Below are 20,132 nucleotides of genomic sequence, written 5' to 3'. Positions count from 1 at the left end.
ACTTATATACCTGTCAGCATTGCAAGAAAGTCTTTGACTCTAAAGACCTGGTATGTGACCACATTGTCAACACTGCCCAAGGCGGCACTGACGAGCCAACCAATCTACAAACCCTCTGCAATCCATGCCATGACAAAAAAACTCATGCCGAGAGCATGGCGGGGGGTATCAAAAAACTGTAAACCGATGGTCAGCGGACACCGCGCCCCCTCTCGTTTGCAAAAAAAATGTCATTTTTGGCAAAAAGTTAAAAATATTAACATGGTGACGTATGTCTTTGACAAAAAAAAAGAAGGCTTTTGCTAGAGCAAAGGTGGCGGGGTTATCAAACCGCGATGCCGCACTCAAAGCCGGGTATTCTGCGGGCACAGCATCATCCGCAGGCTCTCGCTTAGCGAAAGACGAAGACGTGGCTAAGTATTTGGCAAAAATCGAAACCGCCGCATTTAAAAGCGAAAACAATGAAGTCGAAATCGAAGCAAAAGACCCAATGGACGTGCTACTCAAGCAGATGAATTCGTTTGATGAGGATGTATCATTTAGGGCCGCCGCTGCATTGATGCCATATTTCCACGCGAAAAAAGAGTCAGTCGGCAAAAAAGAGTCACGACTAGACGAAGCAAAAGGCATTGCGGCAAACGACAGCCTCCCAAGCAACCAATTGGATTTAACCGAAACAGCTGAATATAAACACTACTCATGACTACACAATGGACGACAGCCTTGCCTGATTGGGAAGAGCGTATCGTCAAAGGTGAGTCTTTAGTGCCGTGCAAGCCCTTATACCCAAAGACTGGCGTCAACGCATTGCTCAAGTTTAAGCAGTTAGTTATCCAGGACATGATTGACTCGCCCACCTTTGGCGAAGTTAGTCGGCAATGGGTATTTGATTTTGTTGTATCCATCTTTGGAGCATACGACGAGGAGTCAAAGCGTCAAAAAATCACTGAATTTTTTTTACTAATCAGCAAAAAAAACACTAAATCAACATTGGCTGCCGGCATCATGATGACGGCTTTGCTAATCAATCGACGACCATCAGCGAGTCTAATTATTTTAGCGCCCACAAAAGAGGTCGCCGATAACTCGTTTATCCCGATTCGCGATATGATTAAAGCTAATGAGCGGTATCGGGTGCGTTTTAATGTATCTGAGCATACTCGCACTATCACTGACTTAAGTAACAACGCAACGCTCAAGGTGATTGCCGCTGAATCGGATACGCTTGCGGGGGTTAAAGCATCTTTTATCTTGATTGACGAGCTTTGGCTATTTGGCAAACGTGTCAAGGCGGAGAGTGTTTTGCGCGAGGCAACTGGTGGATTAGCAAGCCGCCCCGAAGGTTTTGTGATTTATCTGAGCACCCAGTCAGACGAGCCGCCAGCAGGGATTTTTAAGCAGAAGCTTGATTATGCGCGTGATGTACGTGATGGCAAGGCAGTCAATAACAAATTTTTGCCTATTATCTATGAGTACCCAAAGTCAATGCTTGATAATAATGAGCATCTTGACCCAAAAAACTGGTACGTCACAAATCCAAATTTAGGCGCATCTGTCGATACAGAGTATTTGATTAATCAGTATGAGCAGGTCAAAGACACAAAAGAGTCGCTACAAGACTTTATGGCAAAGCATCTCAATGTCGAGATTGGGCTATCATTGCGGGCTAATCGCTGGGCAGGGGCGGAATTTTGGCTTGAATCTGGCGAAGATTTTACCCTTGATGAGATGATTGAGCAGTGCGAAGTCCTTACAGTCGGCATTGATGGTGGGGGCTTGGATGACTTGCTTGGCTATGCAGTGGTCGGTAGGTGCAAAGATAACTATCATAAATGGCTACTTTGGACGCATGCCTGGTGCTTTGATAGTGTGCTTGAGCGACACAAACAAATTGAGCCGTTACTGCGAGATTTTGAATCTGACGGCGATTTGACTATCAACAAAAAGTCCGATGCAGGTAAAGATGCCAAGCAAGCCGCTGAAATCACTAAAAAACTGTTAGACAGTGGCAAGCTCCACTCAATCGGGTTTGATAATGCTAAAAAAGACGTCTTAGTCGATGCGTTTGTTGAAATTGGCATCCCTGAAAACATCATGTTTGGTGTATCGCAAGGGATTAGATTAGCTGGGTATATCCAAACCACTGAGCGTAAGTTGGCAGGTGGGCAGTTTATCCATGCTAATCAAGCACTCATGGCCTGGTGCGCAGGTAATGCCCGTGTCACGATGAAAGGCAACGGTATGATGATTGATAAACAGCAATCAGGCATTGCCAAGATTGATCCACTAATGGGCACATTCAACGCTGTAGCATTAATGAGTCAAAACCCAGAGCCACCAAAAAAATTGGATGAAGTGAGTGTATTTTTTGTTTGATATAAAAGTTAATGACCGCTACGGGTGGAAAATCCTGTAATCGCGTAGATTGTCCTGTTGGGGGCAATAGTCCGCTGTCGGTGAGTCCAACACCATCATAACCACCAATGACAGCACCTAAATTTAAAAAGATAAAGGCAAGTAGTTAATGACCAAAATTAACAATGATTACAGCGCAGGTTGTTTTCGCTCGTTTTTTGCTAACAAATTTGATGATGGCAGTAACACAGTAAAAGGGTTACCAAATTTAAAACACCAACCCAAAAACAACAAGCGAACCAAGTCAAAGATGAAACGAAAATAAAAGTCACTTTATCCAGTGGCTTTTTTTATGCCTAAATTTTGGAAAACACTATGAGTTTACACGGTTTTATCAACGTCACCACGACCGCCAATCAATCAGCGATTATCAATATTGATTGTATTACAACCATTGTTGCCAACGTGACTGACCGAAATTGCAAAATCTCAACCATTAACGGTGACGTTTACCCAGTATTTTTGTCAACTTGTGACGTTGCGGATTTAATTGAAAAAGCACAAGGTCAAATTAATATACCGCCATATGTCAAACCACCAAAAGACTTAGAAGCAACAGACTTGCGAGAAGTCAAAACATTTGGATTTTAACCATGACCAAAGCTTATTCAACCCTTAAAGTGAAAGCCGTCACTGACAACGGCGATGAGCGCATTATCACCGGCATTGCCTCAACACCAACACCGGACCGCGATGATGACATCATTGAACCAAGCGGGGCAAAATTTGCGCTACCCATCCCGCTACTGTGGCAGCACAACCATAACCAACCCATTGGCGAAGTGACTGAAGCCAAAATCACTGATGCTGGCATCGAAATCACCGCAAAAATCGCCAAAATCGATGAAGACGGCACGCTCAAAGACCGTATCGATGAAGCCTGGCAATCTATCAAATCAGGCTTGGTGAAGTGCTTATCCGTCGGTTTTCGCACGCTTGAATACAACTATATCGACTCGACCTGGGGACTGCATATCAAAGAGTGGGAATGGTATGAGCTATCCGCCGTCACTATCCCGGCAAACTCAGACGCAGTCATCACATCCGTGAAAGATTTTAAAAAGGCATTCGCCGATGGTGCAAGCAAAGCTCCCGCGCTTGGGAGTGATGCAAATAAAACACCATCACAAACCGATGCCACAAAAACCGCTCCTGTCGGCGTTACGACTGGGCAAGAAACTGCTAAACAGCAATCCTTTGTAACCCTTATTCCGCAACCAAGCGGGGGAGTTAAATTATTATGACTTATCAAGAACAGCTAGCGCGTGTCAAAGCGACCATTGCTGCCAAACGCAAAGCAATGGGCGATGTAATGACCAAAGCCGCCAAAGAAGACCGCACCCCAAACGCTGATGAAAACAGCCAAATTGAAGCCCTTGAAGACGAAATCAAACAGCTTGAACGCAATGAGCAGCGTTTAATTGGGTTGATTAAGTCACTCAATGCCGCTGAAAACCTAACCCCTGTTGCTGGTGAAAATCCAGAACAAGCAGGTGCAAGTGCCGATGGCGAAAAAGAACCTCAAAATACAGGTAAAAACGTGACAGTAACCGAACCAAAACTTGCACCAGGTATCGGCTTTGTGCAAATGGCAAAGGCGAAAGCCCTGTCAGCTAAACTAGCCACGCAGGGCAGTTATGTGTCCGCTGTTGAAATTGCCAAATCAGCGGGCATGCACCCAAAAGTTGTTGAAGAGCTACAAAAAGCCGTTGAGGTTATGTCAACAACCAATGCGGGTGTGTTGGTGCCAACTACACCGCTGACCGATGAATTTGTTGAATTGCTACGTGCTGACACTATCGTCGATAAATTAGCATCAAAAATGCGCAAAGCTGATTTTAATAGCACGATTGCAGGTATGGCGACTGGCGCAACATCACAATGGGTGGGTGAAGGCGAGGCCAAACCTGTGACCAATGCGACTTACAACAGTGTGACATTAAAACTCCACAAAGTGGCAGGTATCTCTGTGCTAACCGAAGAGTTAAGCCGGTTTAACTTGTTTAAAGCCGATCAGCGGATTTTGGCTGATTTGATTGAGTCAAACCGTATGCTGATTGACTTAACCTTTATCGATGACCAAGCCCAAAATGAGCGCCGCCCCGCAGGCTCACTAAATGGCGCAACCATCACCGATGTATCTGCATCAGATGCAACGACCATCAAAGCTGCATTGGCGGGACTACGCCGTCAGTTTATCAGTGATAATTTGAGCTTGAGCGATGCGGCTTATATCATGTCTGAAACACGGGCCAATGAATGGGCAGAACTTGAAACGCCACTCGGTGCGCCAGTTTTCCCAGGTCTGCAAGCGGATAAAGGTGAAAAAACCATTAACGGCATCCCTGTTATTGAATCTGAAAGTGCAGGTACCATCGTTGAGCTAGTCAAAGCCAGTGAGTTTTATTTGGCGGATGAAGGTCAAGTCGAAGTGGCGTACAGCAAAGACGCAACTATCACGATGCCTGATGGCAAACTGGTGCATTTATTCCAAGAAAATAAAGAAGCCATCCGTGCTGAGCGCTTTATCACTTGGGCAAAACGTCGTCAAAAAGTGGCAGCCGCGTTACGCTTTGCTGCTTAATCTGAAGCGAATTATCCAAAAACAGTCCTACTTAACCGCAGGGCTGTTTTTTTATGCGTTGGCGTTGGTAAGGTCCCTCCTATCTCCTGCTTATCAGCGTTAACGCATAAACAAATAGCCGATTTTTGGATAACACTATGCTAATTAAATACCTTAAAAACGCCCCAAATGCCTATGCAGGTGATATCAAAGACATCCCAGATGAGCAAGCAAAAGTCTTGATTTTAACCGGCTATGCCAAAGAGCACCCCTCAAAAGAAACAAAGACACGTACCAAAGCGGATAAAGCCGACACCCAAACCGACCTTTTAACCGAATCAAATACCACAACTGACAGCGAGTAATGACATGAACTGGTTAAACCGCTTATTTGGCAGAAAATCAATAACACCTGTCAATAATGGCGGTGGCTGGACAAACATCGGTACAACAACGGTCAATGAGCCGTTTACGGGGGCATGGCAACGCAACCAAGAGCTTAAAACCACGGATTTATTCTCGTATCACACGGTTTTTGCCTGTGTCACGCTGATTAGTGGCGATGTAGGAAAATTGCGTTTTCATCCCAAGCGCCTTAAAGATGGTGTGCTAACCATCACCAAATCCAAAGCAACACGGATTTTTAAAAAGCCAAACAACCTACAAACTTGGCAGCAGTTTGCTGAGCAATGGATTAACTCAAAAACCAAACGCGGCAATACCTACGTTTGGAAACAACGCGATATTTTTGGCGACGTGTATCAATTGCATGTACTCAATCCAGACCGCGTACAACCGCTTGTCGCTGACAATGGTGACGTGTTTTATCAAATCGCCCGTGACAAGTTATTTAACATTGATACTGACACAGTAATGCCAGCGTCTGAAATTATCCATGACCGTTTTAATTGTTTGTATCATCCTCTGGTTGGCCTTTCGCCCATCACTGCGTGTGCGATATCGGCAGCGCAAGGCATAGCCATCCAAAACAATCAAACCGTTTTATTTAAAAATGGTAGTCGCCCTGACGGGGTGTTGTCAGTACCAGCGGCAATATCGGAAGAGAAAGCACGCGAAATTAAAGCGCAATGGCAAGCAACGCATAGCGGTGTCAACCAAGGCGGCGTGGCAGTGCTGGGCGATGGCGCTAAATATGAAATCATTTCCATCTCAGCCGATGATGCGCAGCTGATTGATCAGTTGAAACTTACTGGCGAAATCGTTTGTAGCGTATTTCACGTACCGCCGTTTAAGGTGGGCATTGGCTCAATCCCAACCGGTACCAAGATTGAAGATTTGAACGAAATCTACTATAGCGACTGTCTGCAACACTACATTGAGTCCATCGAAAATCTACTCGATGCTCATCTTGAGCTTGAAGACGGCGTAGAGACCGAAGCGGATTTAAAATCACTAATCCGCATGGATAGTACAAGTAAGATTGATTATCTCACTAAAGGCACACAAGGCGGCATTATCGCACCCAATGAAGCGCGCGCCGAGCTTGGCTACGCACCTGTCATGGGTGGCGATACTCCACTTATGCAACAACAAAACTACTCACTTGAAGCATTGGCCAAAAGGGATGCAAAAGATGACCCATTTAGCAAGGATTTATCCCCACCAGCGCAAACGGCTGAAGATACCGCAAAAACGGTTATCCATAACCACTATCAACCGCCAAATACACCAGAAACGCCACACGATACAGCAAAATCAGCGACAAAACCTGAATTTGACGACCTGTATAAAGGCAAGTTTGACGCCGATGTCGCCTATGCAAAAGGCGATTTTGTCAGTAAAAAAGGCGGTCTTTGGGTGGCTACAGCGGCTAGCCAAGGCGATTTTAGCCATGAAAACTGGAAATTGGTCTCTAAAAACGGGGGTGAACAGTGAGTTACGCCACCCTTGAGGACGTCAAACAGCATTTGCGCTATGACGACAATAGCAATGATGTGGTTTTGCAAGCCTATCTAGATGCCAGTGAGCAAGTGATTAATCGCTTTATCACCGATGCGGTGACGGATGACATGCAGCCCGCGCTAAGAGCAGCCACCTTATTACTTTGCGGTTATCTGGACGATGACCGCAATAGTGAGACGGTGCAAAACTTTAGCCCCACATTTAGCGGATTGCCGCATAGTGTGCAAATGCTATTGCAGCCGTATCGCGCGCCAACGGTGGTGTGACATGCAAGCCATTTACTATTTTATCCAAGTTTGTTTGGCTTGCGGCATTGCGGGGCTAATTGGCATTTTGCCGTTTTATTTACTATTGGCACTGGTAAGGGCTAAAAACAATGAAAGCGAGTAAATTACGGCAGCGTATTACGCTGATTACAGTGACGACAACACAAAGTCCAACTGGCGGTAGCCCTAAGACTACGTACACCGAAGGTCCAACAATCTGGGCAAATATTGAGCCATTGTCAACACGTGATGTCATCCAAGCTAAAGCGGCAGGCAGTCAAGTTACTTTACGCTGTATTATCCGTTATCGCAAAGACATCAACTCCACCAATCGCATCAAATACGATGGCAAAACCTACAAAATCGATGGCGAACCACTGGCGGATAAGGGCAGTGGACGCGAATATCTAACTTTACTTTTGGTGAGCGTATGATCACAACAGACGTACAAGTCGTGGGGTTACGTGAGCTTGATGACGCGCTTGCCCAGTTTAGTGACAAAGTTGCTAAAAAAGCATTGGATAGCGCATTGTCCTACGCAGCGACTCCAATCGTTAAAGAAGCAAAAGTCAAAGCTGCGCTTGCAAATGAGCCGCATGAGATGGTGTATGGTAGGGCAGGTAATAAAGTTACTGTTCAACCAGGCTTGTTAAAATCGTCGATCCGAAAACGTAGACTCAAGAAAAAGGAGCTTAACGAACTAGGGGTGTCAGCTGGTACCGCGATTTATATTGGTAAAGGCACTAAACAAAAACTCTATCCCCGTTATTGGGTATTTGTCGAGTATGGTACATCAAAGCATGCGCCAGCGCCGTTTTTACGCCCTGCATTTGACACCAAGGCACATGAAGCCATTGAACGATTTAAAGCTAAATTGCGTGAAAACATTGAAAAGGAAGGTGGCGTTATTGCAGGCACAGGGGGTAATGAGTGAATTTAGGACAACAGCTTTATCCAATTTTATCACCGCTTGTTGGAGGACGTGTGTTTCCTATGCAGCGCTGGGAAGGAGCAAATAGCGCCACCCCTTATGTCATCTATTCCAAGGTGTCGAGTATCCCAGATAATACGATGGATGGCTTTAGCGGTCATGAGTATGTGCGGGTACAAATCGATATTTATCATGAAGATTATGACGAATTAGATGCGCTCGCCATTCAAGTTATAGATGCTATTAATACAGGTATCCCACTTTCAGAATTTTTAAGCCGTCAAGAATTGCCCGATGATGATACTGGGCTATATCGCCAATCAATGGATTGGCAACTATGGACATCAACCTAAAATCAACTAACGCCTAGGAGTTAATCATGGCAGATCAATCCGTCGATAGCTTTTACCAGCTAAAGTATTCCACCGATGGCACCGCTTATAAAAAAGTGCCAAAATTGCAAAACGCAGACCCACCGCCCCGCAAAAAAACACTGGATGAAGTCACCGCCACCGATGATCACGTCAAAGTCGAAGAGCCGGTAGATTTTTATGAAGGGGGCGAAATCAAGGCAGAGATTGCCTATATCGAGTCTGACCCCGACCATATCGCACTCAAAAAAGCCTACGATGACGGTACTGAACTTAACTGGCAGTATATCTTTACTCAAGCGCCATCGCTCAGCCAGCAATTTAAGGGCCGCATCAGTGATTGGACACCAAAAACTGACCCCAAGAAAAAATTGCGTATCGAAATGGCTATCACCATCACCACACAGCCAACCAATGTGACAGTTATCTAACCATACTAAAGTCATTTGATTAGTTAAATGGCTTTATCCATTAAATCAAAAATGAAAAGGTAATATTATGAGTTTTAAAGCAGCATTATTAGGTGCCGTTGTCTCTGGCGGTTTGCAACCCGTACCATACACTGACCCAACCACGGGCGAAAAAGCATTTTTAAAACGCTTTACCATCGGTGAACGTGAAGCCTACTACAAGCAGCTGTCAAAAGCAGCAGACGGCAAAGGCAATGCGACTGCCATGTCATTGTTTTTGGTAGATGCTAATGGCAATCGTATCTTTAACGATGAAGACATTGATAGCTTAGCACAGTTGCCAGATGTATTTTTTGACAACGCGATGAAAGCGTTTGCCGAAATCAACGAACCCAAAACCACGGTCGAGCAAGCTGAAAAAAACTAAGAGCCGCGTACCAAACGCGGTTTTTGTTTAAGTTAGCTGGGCATCTTGGTATGACCGTTGCGCAATTAAAATCATCGATGGATATCGACGAGCTTGCGCACTGGATGGCGTATGACCAGATTGACCCTATTGGCGGGTATCGTCAAGATATTAATTTTGCCATGCTTGCAAATGTATCAGCCAAAATAGCTGGCGTTGAAGATACCAAGTTATCTGATTATTTGGTCTTTGACCCTGACCCAGTGGATGAAGACGAGCGTGAGCGCCGTGAGCAAGCTGAGCAAATAGCCAAATGGCAAGCCCAAACGCTTGAAATGCAGCAATATTTTGAGCATTTGAAAGTCAAAAAGCCATTGCCCAGTCAGTGACTTTTGTTTATGCTGTAATCTTACCGAATTGTTACTAAAGGGATTACAGCATGGCAAAACTAATAGCATGTAAGGATTGTGGTCATCAAGTAAGTAAAAATGCCACACAATGCCCCAATTGCGGCGCAAAAATAAAACGTACATCGCCCATTTTAAATATCATTGTTGGTATTATCCTACTCTCAATTGTGTGGGCAATGATCAAGTCGTGCAATAGTGAAACATCAACACAGGCACCAACGACACAAAACAGCGCCAACAATCAATCATTGGTAGGTAGTGCATCAGCGGCCAAAGAAACACCACCCGAAAAACCAGTAGCCGCATCAAATTGGCGATATGACAGCGATGTTGACAAAATGCGTGGTAATACCACTTATTATGCTGACGCAACATCATTAAATAGTGCAAATTTCCAATTCCCTTACCAGGGCGAATCGCACTTACACATCATCCTACGCAATAAAGGCGAGGGCAATGATGTGATGTTTAGTATTGATAAAGGGCAATTTCATTGCAGCTATGATGGGTGCGAAATATCGGTTAAATTTGATAATGAAGCGATAAAGACTTACATAGTCAACGAAGCAGATGCCGGTAAAAATGATGTCGTCTTTTTAGCATCGGGCGAAGACGCTTTTATCAAAAAGCTAAAAACATCCAAAAAAGTAATCATTGAAGCACCATTTTTCCAAGAGCCGCGCACCCAGTTTGATTTTGATACTGCCGGACTCGAATGGAAACGTTAAAGAATACATTACTAAAAAACCCACTCATTGCAGTGGGTTTTTTATTGCCAAAAATTAACAATCGGAGTAAATCATGTCAACTGTATTAGGACAAGCGCAAATTATCTTGACCGCCGATACGGCACGATTTACGTCCGAAATCAATAACGCCCGCAATCTATCCGTGAATAGTTTTGCTGATATCAAAAGAAGTGCGCAAGAGATTGCAAAAGTTAGCTTAATGGGGGTAGTAGCGGGTGCAACTGCTGGCGCAACCGCATTGGCTGCCATGACTACTGAACAAGTAAAACTGGCAAACGAGTTATCCAAAACCGCCCAAGTCGCAAACACATCTGTTGCCGCTATCCAAAAATACACATTTGCTGCCAAGGCTGCAGGTACTGAGCAAGACAAACTTGCGGATATTTTTAAAGACACGCAAGACAAAGTCGGTGATTTTTTATCAACTGGCGGTGGTGAGTTACAAGACTTTTTTAAAAATGTTGCACCACAAGCAAACTTGACTGCTGATGCACTGCGTAAAATGTCAGGCCCAGAAGCACTGCAAGCCATGTATAACGCGATGGACAAAGCCAATCTCAGCCAATCTGAGATGGTTTTTTACATGGAAGGCATCGCTGACGAAGCGTCAAGCCTTATCCCGTTGCTTGCTGATGGTGGTGCGGGCTTTAAGCTATGGGCGGACACTGCTGAAAACGCAGGCGCTGTCATGGATGAAAAAACCATCCGTGCAAGTCAGGAACTAAAAGCCTCGACTGATTTACTTAATCTGTCCTATCAAGGTGTTAAAAATCAACTCACCCAAGCGCTTATCCCTGTATTAAGCGACTTGGCAGGTGATTTAGTTAAAGATGCCAATCTAAAAAATCAGGCAAAAGCTGCAGGGGATATGCTTGCGCAAGGCTTTAAATTTATCGCCAAGACAGGTCTGGGTGCAGTCGCTACTTTTGACATGATGGGCACCGCCTTGGGCGGTTTGCTAGCCATGATTGGTCAGCTTGGCAATGGGGTAGACTGGAATAGCCCGTATGCTTTTTTTCAGATGGGCAAAAATTTTCTGGTAAACAATAAAGCCGCTGCCCAAATTGGCGTCAATGTATTAGATGATCTATCAAACAAACTCGGTACTTATGCCACTAAGATGGAATATATCGATAAGCTAGGCACTAATGGCACCAATGCGACTGTATCGGCTTACGTCAAACTAAATAATACCATTGATCAGCAAAATGCCAAACTTGGCAAAACAGGCGCACAAATCCAAGAACAACTCGAAAAAGAAAAAGAGCTTGCTAAAGAGCGTGAAAAATCAGCCAAGTCGCTAGAAAAAGTTCAAGCACGTTTGGTTGGTATCAGCGGAAATAGTGGTATTGGCAGTGGCGCGCATTTGGATATTCGTGTGTCTGGTGGTAGTCGTCGATTAACTTCAGCTGAATTAGTACGTTTCCAAGCTGATGGCAAACCGTTGACCGCCTATCGCAAAACATCGGATTACGGTTATCGTGGTGACATTGGCGTTGAGGGCGCATCCAAATACCATCGCGGCATCGATTTTGCGATGCCAGTTGGTACACCAATCACCTCTAAAGTACCTATTAAAAATGTTAGTAATTTTTATGACAGTAAAGGCGGTGGTTACGTTCAGCGCATTTTATTTGCGGATGGTTTATCAGTTGACTTGTTGCACCAATCACCAGCATCAAAAGGTATTAAAGGTGGTTCAAGCGGTATCAATACGCCTTATGCAAAAGCGCAGGACGAAGCCTCACAGTTGATTGCTCAACAGAAAGATACATCAGCGCGTGAAGCTAAAAACCTTGCTGACAAACAAGCGCGAGAAGTCGAAAAACAGCGTCAAGATGCTGAACGCGCGCTCAAAGAGCAGCTTGATTTACAAGCGCGTCTCAAATATGAATATGCCGGTGAAGAGACCAAGCGCGTTATCGAGCATCAAAACAAACTGAAAGAAATTGCCAAGGTCAATAATGCCAAACTGCAACGAGAGTTAATTACTCAAGAAAATGCACGGTTTGAAAATGCAAACGAAAAGGCACAGCTTGAATATGATGTTAAATTTCAAAAAGCGACAGAATGGCAGCAGACTGAAGAAGAGCGCATTAAAAACAATGCTGAAATCGAAAGACGTGAAACTAGGCTTACCGTTGGCTTGCACAAAGACCTTGTCACGGCAAGAATCAATGAGATTAATGCCAAAGAGCAAGCTGCATTGCAACAAGCGCGAAAGGGGTTTGAAGATGAACTAACATCCATCAATAGCTATAAAACTTCAGCCGTTGATAAAATTCGAGCAGATTATCAAACCAAGGTTTTAGCCAATGACCGTCGCACTGATATCAGTCCAGAGCAAATAGCCACATTACGCGAAGCCATGACAGGGCAAATGAACAACGAAATTCATTTTGCCCGTAAAAGCGTTGCCGACCCATACAACAGCATGATGGCGGAATTTAACGGCACCAGTGAGTTGCAAAACTTGCAAAACCAACTAGATCAGCGCCTTGAAATCATCAAAGCGTATGAAAAAGAGCATACTAATGTTGCAGATGAGGCTGCAAAAGCTAGAAAACTGATTAATGATGATTTTGTGAATCATCAAAAAGCAATTTTAGTCGGTGGTTATGAGCAAACATTTGGTGCGATGGCGAGTATTGTTAGTGCATTTGGTGGGCAACAATCACGCGCTTATCACGTTCTGGCAAATATTGAAAAAGGCTATGCCCTGCATAAAGCTTGGCTAAAGTCTAAATCTGCAATACTTGATGCTTATGCAGATACCAGTGGTAGTGTTTGGGCTAAGGCTGCTGCCGCCGCTAAAGCTGCGATGGACACTGGATTTATGACCGCAGCTATCAGCGCAATCCAACCCAAAGGCTTTATGGACGGCGGCTACACGGGCAACATCCCAACCAATGCCCGCGCAGGTTACGTGCATGGTCAAGAGTACGTCTTTGACGCCCCGTCTACCAAGGCGATTGGCGTTAAAAATCTTGACCGTATTCGCAAAGGCGAAGGCATTGGCGGTGAAACCAATATCAGCGTTAACGTCACAGTCAATAGTGATGGTACTAGCAGCGTCGAGTCACAGCACCAACTGGGCAAAGAAATGGGTGATGCAATGGCGGCAGTGGCGCGTAAAGTCGTGAAAGGCGAACTTGGTCAAAATGGAATGATTTACAAAGAAATCCGGAGACGCTAATGCAAACCTTTAAATGGAAGCTGGATATGGGTGCCGGTAGCGACACCCAGTTTGCGGTCAACAAAGTGCAGTTTGGTGACGGCTACACTCAGCTATCGACCCACGGCATCAACAACAAACGCAAAGCGTGGTCAGGCACTAAGACTGGCGACTTGGCGACTGTGATACAGCCAATCATGGACTTTATCGACGCTCACCAGGGCGCCATCCCGTTTTTGTGGACTGACCCACATGGACAAACCAAGCAATACACCTGTGGCGGTTACTCGACACCACAGCGAAAAGCCAATTTTTGGCAAATCTCGCTCAAGTTTGAGCAATTTTACGGATAAAAGGACCGTTAATTATGGCAACTGCAATCAACAAAACAATCATGCACAAAGTCTGGTTTGTGCCAATGTCTTATCACGAGTTAGTGCGAGTCGATAATGACTTAGTCGCTAAAACCGCAACCGCTACGTTTGCAAGCTACTTTAATAAAGACGCACGCGACAACGGCGCACAGCCGTTATCTCATGTCAGTGTGATTTTAAAAGATGTTGAGCAAGCGGATAACTCAAACTTTGTCACCTTGGCGGTGCAAGCTGATGGTGACTTAAAAGACGGCAAAGTGGTGTAAATGCTAAACAATGACTTTCAAAAGTTGGGCGTTACAGGGTTAATCACCCTGTATCAGCTTGATGCCAGCAATGTCGGTGCCGGGGTATTTTATTTCCATGGTCACAATGACGGCGATATCATCTGGCAAGGCAAAACCTATCATGCAATCGCAATCACGGCTGATGGGCTTGAAATGCGCGGCGATGGCAAAGCATCGACACCGACGCTGCATTTAGCCAATGTGTTTAACGGCATTGTAGGCGGCTTGTCTGCCCTATGCTTACAGTTTAATGACTTGGTCGGGGCAAAGCTTACGGTCATTCATACGCTTGCTAAATATCTTGACGGACAGCCAACGGCAAGCAGTGAGCATAAAAAACAAACGTGGTATATCGAGCAAAAAACTGATGAAGACCACAGCCAAATCAGCTTTGAATTATCAAATCCTGTGGACTTTGAAGGGCAAAAAATTCCTTTGCGCCAAATCACTGGTTATTGTAACTGGGCGGTGTGCGGTCGCTATCGCGGTGAGGAGTGTGGCTACATGGGTGTTGCACGCTTTACCAAAGACGGACAGCCCACCGATGACCCAGCCTTAGATAAATGTGGCGGTCGCTTATCTGATTGTAAATTACGCTTTGGTGAGTATGGCGAACTGCCATTTGGTGGTTATCCAGCAAGCTCGCTAGTGTGAGGTATTATGCTAACAAAAACCAATCAAGCCGATATCTTGGCGCACTATCAAGCGTGTTTACCCAAAGAATGCTGCGGGTTACTTGTTAAAACTGGGCGCAAAATCAGCTATCAACCGTGCAATAACTTAGGACAAGGCAACGATGTTTTTATCCTTGACCCTAAAGACTGGGTACAAGCCGAGGCAATGGGCAATATCGTAGCGATTGTGCATAGTCACCCCAACGGCGATATTTTGCCATCGGACAGTGATAAGGTGCAAATGCAGGTGCATGGCTTACCGTGGGTAATTACCAATGGTAAGGACTTTGATACGCATTACCCAACACCCTTTACTGCTCCCCTGGTGGGTCGAGAGTATCACCACGGCATGCTTGACTGTTTTGCGATTGTGCGTGATTACTTTGCGCGTGAGATCGGCATCAAGATTGATGATTTTGAGCGCACCGACGCATGGTGGGAAGACCCTAATAACCCCAGTCTATATCTGGATAACTTTGAACAGCAAGGCTTTGTGCAGGTTGATAACTTGCAGCCGCATGACGTGATTTTGTGCCGGGTGGGTAAAACCCACCACGTTAATCATGCGCTGATTTATCTGGGTGATTATCAGCTACAAAGCGAGGATGTGCCGCCAACGCTTGGCGATATCGTCTTACACCACCCCTACGGTGGATTGTCACGGCGTGAAATCTATGGTGAGAATTGGCAACGGCGCGCAGTAATCACTGTGCGTCATAAGGATTTTGTATGAAACTCATTATCTTACACGGCCTCTTGGCTAAAAAATTTGGTAAGCAGTTTCGGCTTGATGTGCAATCAGCATTTGAAGCAAGTCATGCCTTAGCCTGTCAGTTGCCCAAGTTTAAAAAATTTATGCTTGATAGCGAATCACAGGGCTTAAAGTTTGCCGTATTTATCGGTGATAAAACCAAAGCCAAAAACTTAAAGCAACTGGGTAAAAATATTGGTGAGCGTGAACTTAACGATGTCACCGACAAGGAAGTGATACACATTGTGCCGCAGGTAGTTGGCGCTGGTGGTGATGCGTTTAATTGGCTGCAGGTGATTGGTGGGGCAATCATGGTCGGCGTTGGTCTATTTGTACCAGGTTCGCAAGCATTAATCGGCGCAGGTATAGGGTTGATGCTTGGCGGTGTCGCAGGGCTACTGATGCCAACGCCAAAACTGGGGCAAAATGACCCCGATGGCAACAAAGCCAACTATGGATTTGGCGGCGCAGTGACAACCGTGGCGCAGGGCAATCCTGTGCCGATACTCTACGGTGAGCGAGATGTGGGCGGATTTATCTGCTCAGCGGGGATTTACACAGAAGATAGCAAGTAAGGGTAAACAATGTTAGTACAAGGTCATAAAAAAGGTGAAAGCAACCCACGTACCCCCGTGATTGCACAAGACAGCGTATCAAGCGTGCAAACTGTCAAGATTTTATATGGCTTGGCAGAAGGCGAAATCGCAGGCTTGGCAAACGGGGCGGAATCCATTCGCCTAGAGAAAACCCCTATTAGAACCAATGGCGTGGATAATTTTAAAAACGTCAGTTTTGACGTTAGAAATGGTACCAATGACCAAAGCCATATTGCAGGGTTTGACAGTGTTGTCAATGAAATCGGCGTATCCGTCGAATTACGCCATGACCGCCCTTTTACCCGTGCCTTTACTAACTTACAGTTATCAGCGGTGGCGGTACGCCTTAAATGGGATAGACTTGCTCAAACAAATAAGGATAATGGCGATGTGTCAGGCTATCGTATCGATTATGCCATTGATGTAATGACCGATGGCGGCGCGTGGATTGAAGCACTCAGCGCAAAAGTCGAAGATAAGGCATCGACTGGGTATGTGCGCACGCACCGCATTGACTTACCTACTGCTAAAAAAGGCTGGCAAATCCGTGTGCGCCGTATTACCGCAAATAGCACCAGCGAGTATATCAGCGATAAAATGTATGTCGATGCGGTACAAGAGATTATTGACAGCAAATTATGCTACCCGAATACCGCGTTGCTTGCATTACAGTACGATGCCAAATCCTTTCAAAATATTGCCAAATTGGCGGTGCGCTTAAAAGGTAAAATCATTCGTGTGCCTAGCAATTATAATGCACAAACTCGCACTTATAATGGCTTGTGGGACGGTACATTTATCGAGGCATATAGCAATAATCCTGCCTGGGTGTTTTATGATTTGTGCCTATCAAAACGCTATGGCATCGGCTCACGCCTTGACGCATCCATGGTGGATAAATGGTCGCTGTATGAGATGGGTCGCTATTGTGACGAGTTAGTCGATGACGGCAAAGGGGGCAAAGAACCACGTTTTACGGTCAACCTGTACCTGCAAAAAACCGAGGACGCTTATCATGTGTTGTCACAGCTTGCGGGTGTGTTTCGTGCGCTAAGCTACTGGAATGGTCAGTCAATTGTCGTTAATGCCGATGTACCCAAAGACCCAGTATTTACGTATAGCCGGGCCAATGTGGTCGATGGTTTGTTTAAATACACAGGCAGCCGCGCACGTGACCGTCATACAGTGGTAAAGGTCGCTTGGGATGACCCCAACAACGATTTTGAAACCGACTATGAATGGGTAAAAGATGAAGAAGCCATTGCACGCCTTGGCATTCGTCAGCTTGATATCTCAGCGTTTGGCTGCACGTCACAAGCCCAAGCCTATCGTGTCGGACAATGGGCGTTGCTTTCTGAGCAATTAGAAACACAGCAAGTATCGTTTAAAACGGGCTTAGACGGTTTTATCCCACAAGTGGGCGATATAATCAATGTATCGGATGAAATCTTTGCAGGTCGAGCCAACGGCGGACGTGTGTCTGCAATTAATACCGCCAAAGATGCCGTGACACTTGATCGTGATGTTGTCGCAAAAGTTGGCGATACGCTACTTATCAACGGGGCAGACGCCACCGAAAGCCGTGCGATTGTGGCGGTTAATGGGCGTGTCATCACTGTCGATAAACCTTTTGATAGTATCGAGCCGCAACACGTCTGGGCGATTAATAGCCCTGATTTGCAGTTGATGCAATTTCGGGTGATGTCGATTACTAAAGATGATGAAACCTTTACGATTACCGGCGTGCAATACGAGCCTAAAAAATTTACAGGCATTGAGTCAAGCGTTAAAGTCACACCACGTAAAATCACCGTTAATGACGCCTATCGTATCGATGCGCCTAGCTTTGTTAATCTGTCACAGTCGATTGCTACGCACCAAGGGCAAGCCGTCACTACCCTTACTATTAGTTGGGGGCAAGTGGCGATGGCAAGTCATTATCAAGTTGAATGGCGCAAAGATGGCGGCAACTGGATAGTTATGCCTAAACAAAGCGGTGTATCTGCTGATATCGTCGGCGTGTATGCGGGCAACTATGAAGCGCGTGTCACTGCAATATCACCGTTTGACGTGGCAAGTCTTGCTGCCAATTCAGCACTTACCACTATCACAGGTAAACAAGGTAAACCGCCTGCGCTTGCGAATATCAAAGCCGTGGGTAAGCTGTTTGGCATGGACGTGTCATGGGTATTTGCCAACGGCTCAAGTGATGCTAACTATACTGAGATACAAGTCGCAAGCAATGCCAATGGCTCAGATGCAGTGTTATTAGGTATATACTCTTACCCTACCAATAATACTACTATCAATGGTTTACAAGGTAATTTAACCCAATACTACCGTGGGCGTATCGTCGATAAACTAGGCAACGTGTCGGACTGGTCAAATTGGGTAAGCGGTACTACGGATGCCAGTGCCGATAAAGTCTTAACGCTGTTAAGCGGTCAAATCACCCAAACGCAACTTGCACAAGATTTGGCAGCACCGATTGGCAAAATCCCCACGCTTGAAGCAGGCGTTGCCAAGATACCAAGCATTGAGACCAGTGTTGCTAAAATACCCACGCTTGAAATTGGTGTAGGTAAAATCCCAAGTATCGAAACAAGCATCAATGCGATTAGTCAAAACCTGTCTGTAACCAATGCAAATTTAGCATCAGAATCAGCCAACCTTAATACGGCGGTAGCTGATATTGAGAAAAGCAAGCAAGCGATTGCCAACACGATTGTTGATGTGGATACACTCAAAAAAGATGGCGCGGATTTTAAGCAAGAGATTAGCGGCATCAAGACACAGCAAAATTCTTTGTCTAGCGAGATACAGACGATTAATAGCAGTTATGCCAGTGCCGACCTTGCTTTATCTCAGCGAATTGACACGATTAAATCAGCAAGCGATAAAGCTGCTGCAGACATCACAACGATTAATCAAACTAAAATCGACGCTAATCAAGCGCAGGCTATTGCAACAACCACAACTAACGCCAAATTCGATGCCTTGTCAGTGGGTGGTCGTAACCTTGTATTAAAATCTAAGCAAAATTTTACGAGCAGCAATTATTTGGTCGCATCGTATGTGCTGTCAGAAGAATTGACCAGTGGGACTTATACGATAAGAGTTAAAGGCGTATTTCCAGAAGGCGACCATATAAGACCACATATTGGCGTTATCGGTGTGGAAGACCAAGGTATAGGGACTTTTTCAAAAAATGAATATATTAAGGTTTTTAACTTTGACGAAAAATTTAAGGGTAAATTAGCACTTGATTTATATCGAACAGTTGCCGACAGTCAAGCGGTAACGGTAAATTCTGTCAAATTGGAGCGTGGCAACATCGCAACGGACTGGACACCCGCACCTGAAGACATCGATGCCAAGTTTGCCACAACCGATGCCACTATCAATGAGTTTAAACAGACTCAAGCAACCAAAGATAGTGCGACGGCTGAACGTATTAATAGTATCGATGCTGCCTACAAAGCAGCGGACGGTCAGACTAATGCTAAGGTTGCTACACTTGAAAAAACCGTGTCTGATGCAGACAGCGCATTGTCTCAACGTATCAGCAGCTTAGACGCTGACTACAAAAAAGGCAATGAAACTATCACGGCTCGCATTGCTGCAGAAGAAACCGCTCGTGCTAATGCTGACAGTGCAACGGCTCAGCGTGTCGAAACGCTTGAGAGTAGCACCAGTCAAGCCGCTAGTCGTATTGCGTCACTTGAGAAAACTAGCAGCGACAATACACAGGCGATTGCCACGGCTGAAAAGCAGCTTAACGCCAAATTCGATGCCTTGTCAGTGGGTGGTCGTAACCTTGTATTAAAATCT

23 protein-coding genes are annotated in these 20,132 nt (G+C 45.3%); all 23 read left to right on the top strand.

Annotation, left to right across the window (positions count from 1 at the left end; genetic code table 11):
• A partial coding sequence (locus RT143_RS10610; RefSeq protein WP_313092967.1) for an HNH endonuclease occupies positions 1 to 182 on the top strand: 182 nt, incomplete at its 5' end.
• An 89-nt stretch (positions 183 to 271) separates the two neighbouring features.
• On the top strand, positions 272 to 703 hold the full coding sequence (locus RT143_RS10605; protein WP_313092966.1) for a terminase small subunit: 432 nt from the start codon (positions 272 to 274) through the stop codon (positions 701 to 703).
• Positions 700 to 2,376, top strand: coding sequence for a terminase large subunit (locus tag RT143_RS10600; protein WP_313092964.1), 1,677 nt, complete (start codon positions 700 to 702; stop codon positions 2,374 to 2,376). Before RT143_RS10605 ends, RT143_RS10600 begins: the two co-directional genes overlap by 4 nt.
• Before the next feature lie 354 nt (positions 2,377 to 2,730).
• On the top strand, positions 2,731 to 3,006 hold the full coding sequence (locus tag RT143_RS10595; RefSeq protein WP_313092962.1) for a hypothetical protein: 276 nt from the start codon (positions 2,731 to 2,733) through the stop codon (positions 3,004 to 3,006).
• A gap of 2 nt (positions 3,007 to 3,008) precedes the next feature.
• Positions 3,009 to 3,659, top strand: a complete 651-nt coding sequence (locus tag RT143_RS10590; protein ID WP_313092961.1) for an HK97 family phage prohead protease — start codon at positions 3,009 to 3,011, stop codon at positions 3,657 to 3,659.
• Complete coding sequence (locus tag RT143_RS10585) at positions 3,656 to 4,999, top strand: phage major capsid protein (RefSeq protein ID WP_313092960.1); 1,344 nt, start codon at positions 3,656 to 3,658, stop codon at positions 4,997 to 4,999. The genes RT143_RS10590 and RT143_RS10585 overlap by 4 nt, the downstream gene beginning before the upstream one ends.
• Before the next feature lie 137 nt (positions 5,000 to 5,136).
• Complete coding sequence (locus RT143_RS10580) at positions 5,137 to 5,343, top strand: hypothetical protein (protein ID WP_313092958.1); 207 nt, start codon at positions 5,137 to 5,139, stop codon at positions 5,341 to 5,343.
• A 4-nt stretch (positions 5,344 to 5,347) separates the two neighbouring features.
• A complete protein-coding gene (locus tag RT143_RS10575; RefSeq protein WP_313092956.1) occupies positions 5,348 to 6,874 on the top strand; it encodes a phage portal protein in 1,527 nt (508 codons plus the stop codon).
• On the top strand, positions 6,871 to 7,167 hold the full coding sequence (locus RT143_RS10570) for a head-tail connector protein (protein ID WP_313092955.1): 297 nt from the start codon (positions 6,871 to 6,873) through the stop codon (positions 7,165 to 7,167). The genes RT143_RS10575 and RT143_RS10570 overlap by 4 nt, the downstream gene beginning before the upstream one ends.
• Before the next feature lie 110 nt (positions 7,168 to 7,277).
• Positions 7,278 to 7,601, top strand: a complete 324-nt coding sequence (locus RT143_RS10565) for a phage head closure protein (RefSeq protein ID WP_313077749.1) — start codon at positions 7,278 to 7,280, stop codon at positions 7,599 to 7,601.
• Positions 7,598 to 8,101, top strand: coding sequence for an HK97-gp10 family putative phage morphogenesis protein (locus tag RT143_RS10560; RefSeq protein WP_313077750.1), 504 nt, complete (start codon positions 7,598 to 7,600; stop codon positions 8,099 to 8,101). The genes RT143_RS10565 and RT143_RS10560 overlap by 4 nt, the downstream gene beginning before the upstream one ends.
• A complete protein-coding gene (locus tag RT143_RS10555) occupies positions 8,098 to 8,451 on the top strand; it encodes a DUF3168 domain-containing protein (protein ID WP_313092953.1) in 354 nt (117 codons plus the stop codon). The genes RT143_RS10560 and RT143_RS10555 overlap by 4 nt, the downstream gene beginning before the upstream one ends.
• Before the next feature lie 26 nt (positions 8,452 to 8,477).
• Positions 8,478 to 8,900, top strand: coding sequence for a hypothetical protein (locus RT143_RS10550; protein ID WP_313092951.1), 423 nt, complete (start codon positions 8,478 to 8,480; stop codon positions 8,898 to 8,900).
• A gap of 67 nt (positions 8,901 to 8,967) precedes the next feature.
• Positions 8,968 to 9,306: a hypothetical protein gene (locus RT143_RS10545; protein WP_313092950.1), complete on the top strand. Its 339-nt coding sequence runs from the start codon at positions 8,968 to 8,970 to the stop codon at positions 9,304 to 9,306.
• Between the two features lie 50 nt (positions 9,307 to 9,356).
• Positions 9,357 to 9,674 carry a phage tail assembly protein T gene (locus RT143_RS10540; RefSeq protein ID WP_313092948.1) on the top strand — a complete coding sequence of 106 codons (318 nt, stop codon included), beginning with the start codon at positions 9,357 to 9,359 and terminating at the stop codon, positions 9,672 to 9,674.
• 50 nt (positions 9,675 to 9,724) lie between these two features.
• Positions 9,725 to 10,423 (top strand): zinc ribbon domain-containing protein, encoded by a 699-nt coding sequence (locus RT143_RS10535; RefSeq protein WP_313092946.1) that lies wholly within the window; start codon positions 9,725 to 9,727, stop codon positions 10,421 to 10,423.
• A 73-nt stretch (positions 10,424 to 10,496) separates the two neighbouring features.
• A complete protein-coding gene (locus RT143_RS10530; RefSeq protein WP_313092944.1) occupies positions 10,497 to 13,640 on the top strand; it encodes a hypothetical protein in 3,144 nt (1,047 codons plus the stop codon).
• Positions 13,640 to 13,972 (top strand): phage tail protein, encoded by a 333-nt coding sequence (locus RT143_RS10525; protein ID WP_313092943.1) that lies wholly within the window; start codon positions 13,640 to 13,642, stop codon positions 13,970 to 13,972. The genes RT143_RS10530 and RT143_RS10525 overlap by 1 nt, the downstream gene beginning before the upstream one ends.
• Positions 13,973 to 13,986: 14 nt before the next feature.
• Positions 13,987 to 14,259: a hypothetical protein gene (locus RT143_RS10520; RefSeq protein WP_313092941.1), complete on the top strand. Its 273-nt coding sequence runs from the start codon at positions 13,987 to 13,989 to the stop codon at positions 14,257 to 14,259.
• Positions 14,260 to 14,934 carry a phage minor tail protein L gene (locus tag RT143_RS10515; RefSeq protein ID WP_313092940.1) on the top strand — a complete coding sequence of 225 codons (675 nt, stop codon included), beginning with the start codon at positions 14,260 to 14,262 and terminating at the stop codon, positions 14,932 to 14,934.
• Positions 14,935 to 14,937: 3 nt separating this feature from the next.
• Positions 14,938 to 15,687, top strand: coding sequence for a C40 family peptidase (locus tag RT143_RS10510; protein WP_313092968.1), 750 nt, complete (start codon positions 14,938 to 14,940; stop codon positions 15,685 to 15,687).
• Entirely contained in the window at positions 15,684 to 16,280 is a 597-nt protein-coding gene (locus tag RT143_RS10505; protein ID WP_313092938.1) for a tail assembly protein, read from the top strand. Before RT143_RS10510 ends, RT143_RS10505 begins: the two co-directional genes overlap by 4 nt.
• A 9-nt stretch (positions 16,281 to 16,289) precedes the next feature.
• The coding region (locus RT143_RS10500) for a TipJ family phage tail tip protein (protein WP_313092937.1) at positions 16,290 to 20,132 on the top strand (3,843 nt) is incomplete at its 3' end.

This window comes from Moraxella sp. CTOTU48268, from assembly GCF_032069585.1.
In the GTDB taxonomy this organism is placed as follows: Bacteria; Pseudomonadota; Gammaproteobacteria; order Pseudomonadales; family Moraxellaceae; genus Faucicola; species Faucicola cinerea.
The sequence above is the reverse complement of the archived record's forward strand: the minus strand, read 5'-3'. Positions and strand labels throughout refer to the sequence as shown.